General features: G+C 67.9%; 13 protein-coding genes. 10 read left to right on the top strand and 3 right to left on the bottom strand.

Going from position 1 to position 12,915, the window contains the following annotated elements:
• Positions 1 to 50 precede the first annotated feature (50 nt).
• From D183_RS0118395 to D183_RS0118425, 7 genes are all read left to right on the top strand, one after another.
• Positions 51 to 521 carry a F0F1 ATP synthase subunit B gene (locus D183_RS0118395; RefSeq protein ID WP_017910291.1) on the top strand — a complete coding sequence of 157 codons (471 nt, stop codon included), beginning with the start codon at positions 51 to 53 and terminating at the stop codon, positions 519 to 521.
• Between the two features lies 1 nt (position 522).
• Positions 523 to 1,050: a F0F1 ATP synthase subunit delta gene (locus D183_RS0118400; RefSeq protein ID WP_017910292.1), complete on the top strand. Its 528-nt coding sequence runs from the start codon at positions 523 to 525 to the stop codon at positions 1,048 to 1,050.
• A 147-nt stretch (positions 1,051 to 1,197) separates the two neighbouring features.
• A complete protein-coding gene (gene atpA, locus D183_RS0118405) occupies positions 1,198 to 2,745 on the top strand; it encodes a F0F1 ATP synthase subunit alpha (RefSeq protein ID WP_026143773.1) in 1,548 nt (515 codons plus the stop codon).
• Between the two features lie 185 nt (positions 2,746 to 2,930).
• Positions 2,931 to 3,794: a F0F1 ATP synthase subunit gamma gene (gene atpG, locus D183_RS0118410; RefSeq protein ID WP_017910294.1), complete on the top strand. Its 864-nt coding sequence runs from the start codon at positions 2,931 to 2,933 to the stop codon at positions 3,792 to 3,794.
• Between the two features lie 146 nt (positions 3,795 to 3,940).
• Positions 3,941 to 5,347: a F0F1 ATP synthase subunit beta gene (atpD, locus tag D183_RS0118415; RefSeq protein WP_017910295.1), complete on the top strand. Its 1,407-nt coding sequence runs from the start codon at positions 3,941 to 3,943 to the stop codon at positions 5,345 to 5,347.
• 144 nt (positions 5,348 to 5,491) lie between these two features.
• Entirely contained in the window at positions 5,492 to 5,914 is a 423-nt protein-coding gene (locus D183_RS0118420) for a F0F1 ATP synthase subunit epsilon (protein ID WP_017910296.1), read from the top strand.
• Positions 5,915 to 6,328: 414 nt separating this feature from the next.
• Positions 6,329 to 6,874 carry a chorismate mutase gene (locus D183_RS0118425; RefSeq protein ID WP_017910297.1) on the top strand — a complete coding sequence of 182 codons (546 nt, stop codon included), beginning with the start codon at positions 6,329 to 6,331 and terminating at the stop codon, positions 6,872 to 6,874.
• Positions 6,875 to 7,109: 235 nt separating this feature from the next.
• On the opposite strand, the gene D183_RS0118430 is transcribed toward D183_RS0118425, so the two are convergent.
• Complete coding sequence (locus tag D183_RS0118430) at positions 7,110 to 7,493, bottom strand: GtrA family protein (RefSeq protein ID WP_026144629.1); 384 nt, start codon at positions 7,491 to 7,493, stop codon at positions 7,110 to 7,112.
• A gap of 140 nt (positions 7,494 to 7,633) precedes the next feature.
• On the opposite strand from D183_RS0118430, the gene glmU reads away from it, so the two are divergent.
• The 3 genes from glmU (at position 7,634) to D183_RS0118445 (ending at position 9,941) form a co-directional block, all read left to right on the top strand.
• Complete coding sequence (gene glmU / locus D183_RS0118435; protein ID WP_017910299.1) at positions 7,634 to 9,001, top strand: bifunctional UDP-N-acetylglucosamine diphosphorylase/glucosamine-1-phosphate N-acetyltransferase GlmU; 1,368 nt, start codon at positions 7,634 to 7,636, stop codon at positions 8,999 to 9,001.
• Between the two features lie 3 nt (positions 9,002 to 9,004).
• On the top strand, positions 9,005 to 9,526 hold the full coding sequence (locus D183_RS0118440) for a GNAT family N-acetyltransferase (RefSeq protein ID WP_017910300.1): 522 nt from the start codon (positions 9,005 to 9,007) through the stop codon (positions 9,524 to 9,526).
• A gap of 100 nt (positions 9,527 to 9,626) precedes the next feature.
• Complete coding sequence (locus tag D183_RS0118445) at positions 9,627 to 9,941, top strand: hypothetical protein (RefSeq protein WP_153752204.1); 315 nt, start codon at positions 9,627 to 9,629, stop codon at positions 9,939 to 9,941.
• A 158-nt stretch (positions 9,942 to 10,099) separates the two neighbouring features.
• Here the strand turns inward: D183_RS0118445 and D183_RS0118450 are convergent, their stop codons facing one another.
• Entirely contained in the window at positions 10,100 to 11,455 is a 1,356-nt protein-coding gene (locus D183_RS0118450; RefSeq protein ID WP_017910302.1) for a sensor histidine kinase, read from the bottom strand.
• Entirely contained in the window at positions 11,452 to 12,789 is a 1,338-nt protein-coding gene (locus D183_RS0118455; RefSeq protein WP_017910303.1) for a sigma-54-dependent transcriptional regulator, read from the bottom strand. The genes D183_RS0118450 and D183_RS0118455 overlap by 4 nt, the downstream gene beginning before the upstream one ends.
• Positions 12,790 to 12,915 lie beyond the last annotated feature (126 nt).

The raw sequence follows: 12,915 nt of genomic DNA on the forward strand, positions 1-12,915 counted from the left end.
CGCCGTGCTGGCGGCGCGTCCACCCCGTCACCATTGGCTGAGCGTACCCCATGAATATCGGTCTCACCCTCTTTGCCCAGGCGCTGGCGTTCGCCGGTCTGATCTGGATCGTCGCGACCAAGATCTGGCCGCCGCTGATGCAGGCCATCGAAGAGCGCCAACAGAAGATCGCCGAAGGCCTGGCCGCCGCCGATCGCAGCCAGAAGGATCTGGCGCAGGCGCAGGAAAAGGTCAACGAAGCGTTGAAGGACGCCCGCATCAAGGCCAACGAGATCATCGATCAGGCCCATGCGCGCGCCAACCAGATCGTCGAGGCGGCCAAGCACGAGGCGATCGTCGAAGCCAACCGGCAGAAGGAACTGGCCCAGGCCGAGATCGACGCCGCGGCCAACCGCGCGCGCGAAGACCTGCGTCGCCAGGTGTCGCTGCTGGCGGTGAGCGGCGCCGAGAAGCTGCTCAAGCGCGAAATCGACGCCAACGCCCACAAGGCGCTACTCGACGAGCTGGCGGCGGAGATCTGAGATGAGCCAGGCCCTCACACTGGCGCGTCCCTACGCTCGCGCCGCGTTCGCCGCGGCCAGCGACGCCGGCAAGCTCGCGCCCTGGTCGCAGGCGCTGGCGTTCTCCGCCCAGGTCGCCGCCGACCCGCGCGTGGCCGCGCTGCTGCACAACCCGCTGCTGCAGCGGGAGCAGGCGGTGTCGCTGCTGGCGCCGGAAGCGGCCGACGAGCAGTACCAGCGCTTCCTGAGCCTCCTGGCCGAAGGCCAGCGGCTGCCGCTGCTGCCGGAGATCGCCGGGCTGTACGACCAGCTGCGGGCCGAGGCCGAGCGCGTGGTGCAGGCCAACGTGACCTCCGCGACGGCGCTGAGCGATGCCGAGGTGGCCTCGCTGAAGGTGGCGCTGAAGCAGCGCTTCGGCCGCGAGGTCGAGATCACCACGGCGGTGGACGCTTCGCTGATCGGCGGCGCGGTGATCGACGCCGGCGACGTGGTCATCGACGGTTCGTTGAAAGGCAAGCTGTCGCGTCTGCAATCCGCACTGGCCCACTAAGAAACGGGAATGGCGAATAGAGAGGAGAGAACCCGGCCCGGCGGCGACGCCACCCGCGATTCCCGATTCCCCATTCCCGATTCTCAAAGAAGCTAACCACACGTCGCCATCCGCCGCTGCGCGATGGACGATCCGAAGGAAACCAAGATGGCAACCACGCTCAACCCCTCCGAAATCAGCGAACTGATCAAGAACCGCATCGAGCAGGTCAAGCTGGCCGCGGAGTCGCGCAACGAAGGCACGGTCACCAGCGTGTCCGACGGCATCGTGCGCATCTTCGGCCTGGCCGACGTGATGCAGGGCGAAATGATCGAACTGCCGAACGACACCTACGCCCTGGCGCTGAACCTGGAGCGCGACTCGGTCGGCGCCGTGGTGCTCGGCGACTACGAGAACCTGCGCGAAGGCGACGTGGCCAAGACCACCGGCCGCATCCTGGAAGTGCCGGTCGGCAAGGAACTGCTGGGCCGCGTGGTCAACGCGCTGGGCGAGCCGATCGACGGCAAGGGCCCGCTGGGCACCAGCCAGACCGCGCCGGTGGAGCGCGTGGCGCCGGGCGTGATCTGGCGCAAGTCGGTCGACCAGCCGGTGCAGACCGGCTACAAGTCGGTCGACGCGATGATCCCGATCGGCCGCGGCCAGCGCGAGTTGGTCATCGGCGACCGCCAGACCGGCAAGACCGCGCTGGCCATCGACGCGGTGATCAACCAGAAGAACACCGGCATCAAGTGCGTGTACGTGGCGATCGGGCAGAAGGCCTCGACCGTCGCCAACATCGTGCGCAAGCTGGAAGAGAACGGCGCGCTGGCGCACACCATCGTGGTCGCCGCGACCGCCTCCGAGTCGGCGGCGATGCAGTACATCAGCGCCTACGCCGGCTGCACCATGGGCGAGTACTTCATGGACCGCGGCGAAGACGCGCTGATCGTGTACGACGATCTGTCCAAGCAGGCCGTGGCCTACCGCCAGATCTCGCTGCTGCTGAAGCGCCCGCCGGGCCGCGAAGCCTACCCGGGCGACGTGTTCTACCTGCACAGCCGCCTGCTGGAGCGCGCCGCGCGCGTGTCCGAGGAGTACGTGGAGCAGTTCACGAAGGGCGAGGTCAAGGGCAAGACCGGTTCGCTGACCGCGCTGCCGATCATCGAGACCCAGGCCGGCGACGTGTCCGCGTTCGTGCCGACCAACGTGATCTCGATCACCGACGGCCAGATCTTCCTGGAGACCGACCTGTTCAACGCCGGCATCCGCCCGGCGGTGAACGCCGGTATCTCGGTGTCGCGCGTCGGCGGCGCCGCGCAGACCAAGATCATCAAGAAGCTCTCCGGCGGCATCCGCATCTCGCTGGCGCAGTACCGCGAGCTGGCGGCGTTCGCGCAGTTCGCCTCGGACCTGGACGAAGCCACCCGCAAGCAGCTCGAGCGCGGCCAGCGCGTCACCGAGCTGATGAAGCAGAAGCAGTACATGCCGATGTCCATCGCCAACCAGGCGCTGTCGATCTACGCGGTCAACGAGGGCTACCTCGACGACGTGCCGGTCAACAAGCTGCTGGCGTTCGAGGAGGGCCTGCACGCCCACTTCGCCAACACCCAGGGCGAGCTGATCGCCAAGGTCAACGACACCGGCGACTGGAACGGCGACATCGAGGCCGCGTTCAAGAAGGGCATCGGCGAGTTCAAGACCACGGGCAGCTGGTAAAGAGCCGGGATTCGGGATTGGGCATTCGGGATTCGTAAGAGCGGTGGTACAGGGGATCTGCCGATCCCCGGTCATCGTCCGGATCTCAAGAGTCAGGTATTTGGGTTTGTAGGTGAGGTGGGTTTGGGAGCGTTAGCGAATCCCCAATCCCCAATCCCGAATCCCACGAGCGGAGCGAGCGAGTAATGGCAGGCGGACGCGAAATCAAATCCAAGATCAAGAGCGTGCAGAACACCCGCAAGGTGACGCGCGCGCTCGAGATGGTCTCGGCCTCCAAGATCCGCAAGGCGCAGGATCGGATGAAGACCTCGCGTCCGTACGCGCAGGCGATGAAGCAGGTGATCGGGCATCTGGCGCAGGCCAGCACCGATTACACGCATCCGTTCCTGGTGCAGCGCGAGTCGGTCAAGCGCGTCGGCTACATCGTGATCTCCTCCGATCGCGGCCTGGCCGGCGGCCTGAACAACAACCTGTTCCGCAAGATGCTGGGCGAAGTGCGCCAGTGGCAGGACCAGGGCGCGGGCGTGGACGTGGTCACCATCGGCCAGAAGGCCTCGGTGTTCTTCCGCCGGATCAAGGTGGACATGGTCGGCAGCGTCAGCCACCTCGGCGACCTGCCGCAGCTGGAGCAGTTGATCGGCGTGATCAAGGTGATGCTGGACGCGTTCACCGAAGGCAAGCTGGACCGCGTGTATCTGGTCTACAACCGCTTCGTCAACACGATGACGCAGAAGGCCAGCTTCGACCAGCTGCTGCCGCTGCCGGCGGCCGAGAGCCAGGTCGCGCACCACGACTGGGACTACCTGTACGAACCCGATGCCGCGAGCGTGCTCGAGCACGTGATGACGCGCTACATCGAGTCGCTGGTGTACCAGGCGGTGCTGGAGAACGTGGCGTCCGAGCATGCGGCGCGCATGGTCGCGATGAAGGCGGCCAGCGACAACGCCAGCAAGCTGATCAGCACCTTGCAGTTGGTCTACAACAAGGCGCGTCAGGCTGCGATCACCCAGGAAATTTCCGAAATCGTCGGCGGTGCGGCGGCGGTGTAAGTGCCGGGATTCGGGATTGGAGAATCGGGATCGGCAAGAGCAGCGAAGCGCGCTTTTGCGAATCCCGAATCGCGAATCCCCAATCACGAAATCCACGGGATGGCGCAGGCCATCCGGACAGAACTAAAGCTAACCGGAGCAGCAAAATGAGTCAGGGCAAGATCGTTCAGATCATCGGCGCGGTCGTCGACGTCGAATTCGCGCGTGCCGATGTGCCGAAGGTGTACGACGCACTGAAGGTCGACGGCACCGCCATCACGCTGGAAGTGCAGCAGCAGTTGGGCGACGGCGTCGTGCGTACGATCGCCCTCGGCTCCACCGACGGCCTCAAGCGCAACCTGGTCGCCACCAACACCGGCCGTGCGATCTCGGTGCCGGTCGGCGCCGGCACGCTGGGCCGCATCATGGACGTGCTGGGTCGTCCGATCGACGAGGCCGGCGACGTGCAGGCCACCGACCATTGGGAAATCCACCGCGCGGCGCCGACCTACGAAGACCAGTCCTCGGCCACCGAGCTGCTGGAGACCGGCATCAAGGTCATCGACCTGATGTGCCCGTTCGCCAAGGGCGGCAAGGTCGGCCTGTTCGGCGGCGCCGGCGTCGGCAAGACCGTCAACATGATGGAACTGATCAACAACATCGCCAAGGCGCACTCGGGTCTGTCCGTGTTCGCCGGCGTGGGCGAGCGTACCCGCGAGGGCAACGACTTCTACCACGAGATGAAGGACTCCAACGTCCTGGACAAGGTGGCGATGGTGTACGGCCAGATGAACGAGCCGCCGGGCAACCGCCTGCGCGTCGCGCTGACCGGCCTGACCATGGCCGAGTACTTCCGCGACGAGAAGGACGCCTCGGGCAAGGGCAAGGACGTGCTGCTGTTCGTCGACAACATCTACCGCTACACCCTGGCCGGTACCGAAGTGTCGGCGCTGCTGGGCCGCATGCCGTCGGCGGTGGGCTACCAGCCGACCCTGGCCGAGGAAATGGGCGTGCTGCAGGAGCGCATCACCTCGACCAAGTCCGGCTCGATCACCTCGATCCAGGCCGTGTACGTGCCCGCGGACGACCTGACCGACCCGTCGCCGGCGACCACCTTCGCCCACCTCGACGCCACCGTCGTGCTGTCGCGTAACATCGCTTCGCTGGGTATCTACCCGGCGGTGGATCCGCTCGATTCGACCAGCCGCCAGCTGGACCCGAACGTGATCGGCCACGAGCACTACGACACCGCCCGCCGCGTGCAGTCCACCTTGCAGAAGTACAAGGAACTGAAGGACATCATCGCGATCCTGGGCATGGACGAACTGTCCGAAGAGGACAAGCAGGCCGTGTCGCGCGCGCGCAAGATCGAGCGCTTCTTCAGCCAGCCGTTCCACGTGGCCGAAGTGTTCACCGGCTCGCCGGGCAAGTACGTGTCGCTGAAGGACACCATCCGCGGCTTCAAGGCCATCGTCGACGGCGAATACGACCACCTGCCGGAGCAGGCCTTCTACATGGTCGGCGGCATCGAGGAAGCGGTCGAGAAGGCCAAGAAGATGGCCGAGAAGGCGTAAGAGCCGGGATTCGGCATTCGGGATTAGGGATTCGCAAGGCGGCATCGAGGACGAGGGAGTGGGTGTGAGGACAAGGCGGCGCGACTGCTTTGCCCAATCCCCAATCCCCAATCCCCAATCCCGCCTCGCGCCAGCGAGGTAACCATGAGCACCATCCGTTGCGACATCGTCAGCGCCGAGCATGAGATCTACCACGGCGACGCCACCCTGGTGGTCGCGACCGGCGAGCTGGGCGAGCTGGGCATCGCGCCCAAGCACGCGCCGTTGATCACCCGGCTCAAGCCCGGCAAGGTGGTGGTGACCACCGCGAGCGGCGAGCAGCTGGATTTCGCCATTTCCGGCGGCATCCTCGAGGTGCAGCCGCAGGTGGTGACGATCCTGGCCGACACCGCGATCCGCGCGCAGGACATCGACGAAGCGTCGGTGCGCAAGGCCAAGGAAGAAGCCGAGCGCCTGCTCGCCAACCGCGGCGAAGGCATGGATGTCGCCGAGGCGCAGGCCAAGCTGGCCGAGGTCACCGCGCAGCTGCAGGCGCTGGAGCGTCTGCGCAAGAACCTCAAGCACTGAGTTCACCGCCCCGCGGCCTGATGGCCGCATGCGCGACGACGACGCCGGCGTTTGCCGGCGTTGTCGTGTCTGGGAGATGGGGGGCTCCTTCGCACGCCGCCTCCGCGTGCATGTGGGGGATCACCTCGCGGATCCGGCTTGCCGCACTCTGTGACGCGCAGGCGCATTGGATCGCCGTGAAGATCGCATTCCTGCGGCGCAGCTCGAGATCGAGCTGGACTGCGACGCAGCGCACGGCGCTGGCTTGCTGGTCGCTGACTCGGCCGCGCTGGCATGCGACAAGACGCGGGTGCGGTCATCGTGCGGTCGGTGGACTGCGGCAAGATGGCCGCCCGATCTGCGGTTCATCCCCCACCCGCAGACGGTTACCGGAGAACCGAGATGAGCCTGTCCGCTGCCGTTCCTCGTCCCTGCATGCATGCGCTGACCGCCGTGCTGGCCGGCGCCCTGTTGATGGGATGCGCATTGCCCGCACGCAGTGCCACCCCACTGGAGCCGCTGCTGGATCGCATCGTCGAGCGCAATGCGATCGGCGACCAGGTGGCGCTGAGCAAGTGGGACAGCGGCAAGCCGGTGCTGGATGCCACGCGCGAGGCCGCGGTGCTGGCGAGCGTGCGCGATCAGGCGCCGGCCCACGGCGTGGATCCGGACGATGCGGCGCGTTTCTTCGGCATGCAGATCGAATCCAACAAGCTGGTGCAGTACGAACTGCTGTCGCGCTGGCACCTGCGCGGCCGCGCGCCCAACAGCCCGCGCCCGGACCTGACCGCACTGCGCGCGCGCCTGGACCAACTGCAGGGCGAGATGCTGGACGCGTTGCAGGCCAGTGCCACGCTGCGCCAGGCCGCGGATTGCCCGGCCACGACCGCGCGCGCGGCCGAGGCCTATGCGCTGCGCTGGCAGCTCGACCAACTGCACCGCACCGCGCTGGTGCGCAGCCTGGGTGATTTCTGCCATTGAGTCGTCGGTAGCGGGGCCGATGGCGCGTTGCCTGCGCCCTACGGGGCGCTGAAGCCGATTTGGCGCTCTGCAGGCCCGATCCGCGCTGGCCGTCTGGGCTTCGCTCGTCGCGACTGAAGTCGCTCCCACAGGGATGCTCCCGGCATACGTCAGGTCTTTTGTGGGAGGGGCTTCAGCCCCGACAGCCGGCGCCGATCGCGCGCAGCGGTGCCGTCTGCCTGCCGTGTCGCCAGCGCTAGCGATACACCAACTGCCGGCCCAGGAAGAACGACACCACCGCCAGCATGCCTTCGACCAGCGGCTTGGCCAGCCAGGCCAGGCGCAGGCCCAGGGCGTGGGCGCACAGCGCCACCAGCCAGGTGCTGAGTGCGGTGAGCACCAGCCACATGGCCATGAAACGGCCGAAGCGGCGCCAGCCCAGGCGTGCGGCGTCGTCGCTGGCGAAGGTGATGCGGCCGTTGAGCCAGAACCCGAGCAGGGCGCCGCAGACGCGGCCCAGCACGTTGCCCGGGACCGTCGGCATGCCGGCCGCGGTGGCGGCGACGAACACGCTCCAGTCGACCAGCAATTGCAGCAGGCCGATCAGCAGGAACTGGCTGCCCTGGCGCAGGAGACCCATGAACATCCGCAGGAGAAGACGATCGCGCATGCTAGCGCCTGCGGCGCCGATGTGCAGCCCGCCGCGTGTGGCGCGGTCGTGACGGCAGGCGTGGCCGGCAGCCTCTAGAATTCGTCGTCCACCCGCAACGGAACCGCCCCATGAGTCTGCCCCTGCACGTCGTGATCCTCGCCGCCGGCGCGGGCAAGCGGATGAAGTCGGTCAAGCCCAAGGTGCTGCAGCCGATCGCCGGCCGGCCGATGCTGGCGCATGTGATCGAGACCGCGCGCCAACTGCAGCCGGACGCGATCCACATCGTCCATGGCCACGGCGGCGAGGCGGTGCTGGCGGCGTTCGCCGACCAGCCGGACCTGCTGTGGGCCGAGCAGGCGCAACAGCTGGGCACCGGCCACGCGGTGCAGCAGGCGATGGCGGCCGTGCCCGATGCCGCTACGGTGCTGGTGCTGTACGGCGACGTGCCGCTGATCCGCGCCGAGACCCTGACCCGCCTGCTGCATGCGCCCGGTCGCGTCGCAGTGCTGGTGGCCGAGCCGGAGGATCCCACCGGCTACGGCCGCATCGTGCGCGATGCCGCCGGCAAGGTCGCGGCGATCGTCGAGCAGAAGGATGCCGACGACGAGCAGCGGCGCATCCGCACCATCAACACCGGCATCGTCACCGCCGAGTCCACCGCGCTGAAGCGCTGGCTGGCACAGTTGCGCAACGACAACGCGCAGGGCGAGTACTACCTGACCGACGTGTTCGCCGCCGCTGCCGCCGAGTTCACCCCGGCCGAGATGGTGCTGGTGGCCGACCCGATCGAGGCCGAGGGCGCCAACGATCCTTGGCAGCTGGCGCAACTGGAACGTGCCTGGCAGTTGCGCGCGGCGCGTGCGTTGTGCGAGCAGGGCGTGCAACTGATCGACCCGAACCGCCTGGACCAGCGCGGCCGCGTGCGCGCCGGCCACGACGTGCGCATCGACGCCAACGTGATCCTGGAAGGCGAGGTGGAACTGGGCGACGGCGTCAGCATCGGCCCGTTCGTGCGCTTGAAGGACGTGGTGCTGGGGCCGGGTACCGAGGTGCGTGCGCATTGCGACCTGGAAGGCGTGGTCGCCGAGGGCGCGGTACAGATCGGCCCGTTCGCGCGGCTGCGCCCTGGTACGGTGCTGGCCGATGGCGTGCACATCGGCAACTTCGTCGAGACCAAGAAGGCGGTGCTCGGCGTCGGCAGCAAAGCCAATCACCTGACCTACCTCGGCGACGCGACCATCGGCAGCGGCGTCAACGTCGGTGCCGGGGTGATCACCTGCAACTACGACGGCGTCAACAAGTCGCAGACGGTGATCGGCGATGGCGTGTTCGTCGGCTCCAACAGCGCGCTGGTGGCGCCGCTGGAGATCGGCGACGGCGCCACCATCGGCGCCGGCTCGGTGATCACCCGCAGCGCGCCGGCCGGCAAACTGAGCGTGGCACGGGTGCGCCAGGAAACCGTCGAAGGCTGGAAACGCCCAGGCAAGCGCGACTGAGGCATGGCCGGGCGCATTCGTCTGGCGCGCGCGCAGGAGCTGGCGCGGTTGCCGGAGATCGAGCGGCGCGCCGGCGCCCTGCTGCAAGGGCATCCGGCGCAGGCCGTGTTCGCGGCGCACGCGTTGGAGACGCACGCCCTGCGTGCCGGATTGGCGCGCGAGCAGTTATGGGTGGCGCTGGACGAGGACGAACGTTGCGTCGGCTATCTGCTCGGCGGGTGCCTGGACGGCGGCTTCCACGTGCAGCAGATGGACGTGGATCCCGATGCCGGGCGCCGCGGCATCGGCCGTGCCCTGCTGCGGCATGCGCGCGCGGCCGCGGCAGTTGCTGGCTTCCAATGCATGCTGCTGACCACCTTGCGCGACGTGCCGTGGAATGCGCCGTTCTACGCCAGCGAAGGCTTCGTCGAGATGTCGCCTACGCAGTGGGGTCCGCAGTTGTGCGCGACCTGGCGACAGGAATCCGCACTCGGCTTCCCCATGCACCTGCGGGTGGCGATGCGTTGTCCGCTGCCATCGCGCTGAGCCTCGCGGCCGGGTCGTCGATGCTGCCGGGGTAGCGCTGATACTGTATACAGATGGAAGCGCGGCAATGATGCCGCGACGGTCCAATCCAGGGGAGATCATGAAGCGACTTGTCGTGGCGTCAGTGCTGACGCTGCTGAGTTTTCAGGCGCCGGCGTTTGAGCGCGTGCATGCAAAGGTCAGCAAGTTATATTCGGAATCCAATCGATTCACCCTCGTCGTCGCCGATAGCGACATTCCGCAGCAATGCGGCGGTGTGTTCTATGAGGTCTACCGCGACGAAGCGACGCCCCACTTCAAGGAACTGTATTCGCTCGCCCTGGCTGCGTTCACCAGCAAGGCCAATGTCGAGATCGTGGTCAAGGGCTGCGCCGACGTCGATCGCGCCGTGATCGACCACATGGCGATCTACTGAGCCACTGCGCCCGACGTGTCCTGGGTGCGCGCCGCTGAACCGCAGCGCTTTTGCTTGAGCGGAACGTAGCGCGACGGTCACGGCTTGGCTAGGTGCGCTCATGCTCTTCGGGTCCCGGGTCCCGGCGCTCAATCCCCAATCCCCAATCCCGAAAAAAATCAGCCCCGCTCCCCCTGTGGCAACTGCACCGTCACGCACAGTCCGCCTTCGTCGCGGTTGTGCAGCGACAGGCGGCCGCCGTGGGCTTCGACGATCTCGCGGGTCAGGGCCAGGCCCAGGCCGGTGCCGTTGCGCTTGGTCGAGTAGAACGGCATCAACGCGTTGTGCAGCACCGCCTCGTTCATGCCGCTGCCGCGGTCCAGCACTTCCAGGCGCAGCCAGTCCGGGCGGGTAGACACGCGCACGCGCACGCCATCGGCCGGCGTCTGCCCCTCGGGCAGGGATTCGTGGGCGTTCTTGACCAGGTTGAGCAGGGCCTGCTGCAGTTGCGCCGGATCGACCCGGCTGTGCAGGTCCGGCGACTCCAGGTCCAGCGCGAACGGAATCTGCTGCTGCAGCCCGGCCAGGAACTGCGCCCAGTGCACCGTCTGCAGTTGCGGCTGCGGCAGCTTGGCGAAGCGCGCGTAGCCGCGGATGAAGCCTTCCAGGTGCCGCGCGCGTTCCTCGATGGTGCCGAACACCTCTTCCAGCCGCTCCACCTTCTGCCGCCGCACCAGCTCGGCGCCGGAGTGCGCCAGCGAGGCGATCGGCGCCAGCGAGTTGTTGAGCTCGTGGCTGATCACCCGGATCACCTTCTTCCAGGTGTGCACTTCCTGGCGGCGCAGTTCGGCGGTGAGCAGGCGGATCAACAGCAGTTCGTGCGGGCGGCCGTTGAGATGGAAGCGGCGCTGCGACAGGTGGTAGATCTGCTCCTCCTCCGGGTCCTCGTCGCTGCCTTCGATGGCGAACAGGCTGTCGCCACCGCGCGAGATCGCCTCGCGCAGCGGCGCCGGCACGCCCAGCAGCAGGTCGTCCAGGCGCTGTCCTTCCAGCTTCCAGCCGCTGTGCAGCAGCTTGCGCGCAGCCAGGTTGGAGAACACCACGCGGCGCAGGCCGTCGCCGCCCTTGGAGGTGAGCAGCATCGCCACAGGGGTGTTCTGCACCATGGTGTCGAGCATCAGCTCGCGCTGCGCCAGGCCCTGGCGCTGTTCGCGCAGGATCTCGCCCAGTTGCGCGTGCGCGGCGACCATCTCGCCCAGTTCGTCGTCGCCGCGCCAGTGCACGCCGAAGTTGTATTCGCCGTCGCGGTAGCTGCTGACGGTGCCGGCCAGGGCGCGGAACAGCGAGCGCATCGGCGCGGTGGCGCGGCGCAGCGTCCACCACATCAACAGCAGCAGGGTCAGCGCCGAGGCCGTGACCACTTCCCAGCCGCGGTCCATCCAGTAGGCCAGCAGCCACGGCAGGGCGGCGGCCAGCGCCAGCACCGGCAGCAGGCGCAGGAACAGCATGACGGTGAAGGAGCGGCGCAGTTTCATTCGCGCGGGATGCCGTAGCGGTCCATGCGCCGGTACAGCGCCTGCCGGCTCATGCCCAGTTCGGCGGCGGCCTGGGCGATGACGCCGTGCGCACGGCTCAGCTCGGCCACGATGCGCTCGCGGTCGGGTTCGGCAGCGGCGGCCGTGCGCGGCGCGGCGGGCTTGGGCAGGTTGAGGTCGGCGGACTCGATCTGCGCACCGCCGGCCAGCAGTTCGGCGCGCTGCACCACGTTGCGCAGTTCGCGCACGTTGCCGGGCCAGGCGTGGCGCTGCAGCGCCTGGCAGGCGCCGGCCGACAGCGGCTTGTCGCCGGACAGGAAGTGCTCGGCCAGCGGCACGATGTCGCCGGGACGCTCGGCCAGCGCCGGCAGCGACAGTTCCACCGCGTTGAGCCGGTAGTACAGGTCCTCGCGGAAGCTGCCGTCGCGGATCATCGCGGTCAGGTCGGCATTGGTGGCGCTGATCACCCGCACCTTGACCTGCCGCTCGCGGTTGGAGCCGAGCCGCTCGAACCGGCCGGTCTCCAGCACCCGCAGCAGCTTCATCTGCCCGGCCAGCGACAGGTTGCCGATCTCGTCCAGGAACAGCGTGCCGCCGTCGGCGGCCTCGAACTTGCCCTCGCGCACCTTGTTGGCGCCGGTGTAGGCGCCGGCCTCGGCGCCGAACAGTTCGGCCTCGATCAGTTCGGCCGGGATCGCGCCGCAATTGAGCGCCACGAACGGGCCGCGCCGTACCGAGGAGTTGGCCTGGATGATCTGCGCGATCTTCTCCTTGCCGCTGCCGTTGGGGCCGGTGATCAGCACCGGCAGTTCCGAGCGCGCCACCTGGCAGGCCAGCGCGATCGCGCGCTCGCTGGCGGGGTCGGCGAACACCGCACCGCACAGGTCGTAGCGCTGCGCCAATTGCTGGCGATGGCGGCGCTCGCCGTCGCGGCGGCGTTCCAGTTCGCGGCGGGTCTCGGACAGTTCCAGCAGGTTGTTGACCGTGGTCAGCAGCTTGCGGTCGTCCCAGGGCTTGGCCAGGTAGTCGGCGGCGCCGGCCTTGACCAGTTCCACCGCGCTGCTGAGCTGGGTCCAGGCGGTCAGCAGGATCACCGGCAGATCCGGATGGCGCGTGCGGATCGCCTCGAACAGGGCCACGCCTTCCTCGCCGGAGGTGGTGTCGGCGGTGAAGTTCATGTCCTGCAGGACCAGGTCGATGTCGCCCTCGCCCAGGCGCTGCAGGCCGGCCTGCGGGCTGTCGGCATGGACGGTGTCGATGTCGTGCAGGGAGAACAGCACTTCCAGCGCGGTGGCGACCGCAGGGTTGTCGTCGATGATCAGCAGGCAGGGCATCGTGCACCTTGGGCGCGGCGGGACACGCCGGCGGAGAAAAACGGACCAGGCGGCATCATCGCAGCCCGCGCGCGGCTTGTCGTGCCTGCGTGCATCGGCGGCTCAGACACTGCGGGTGGCCACCGC

Source organism: Xanthomonas sp. SHU 199 (genome assembly GCF_000364665.1).
In the GTDB taxonomy this organism is placed as follows: Bacteria; Pseudomonadota; Gammaproteobacteria; order Xanthomonadales; family Xanthomonadaceae; genus Xanthomonas_A; species Xanthomonas_A sontii.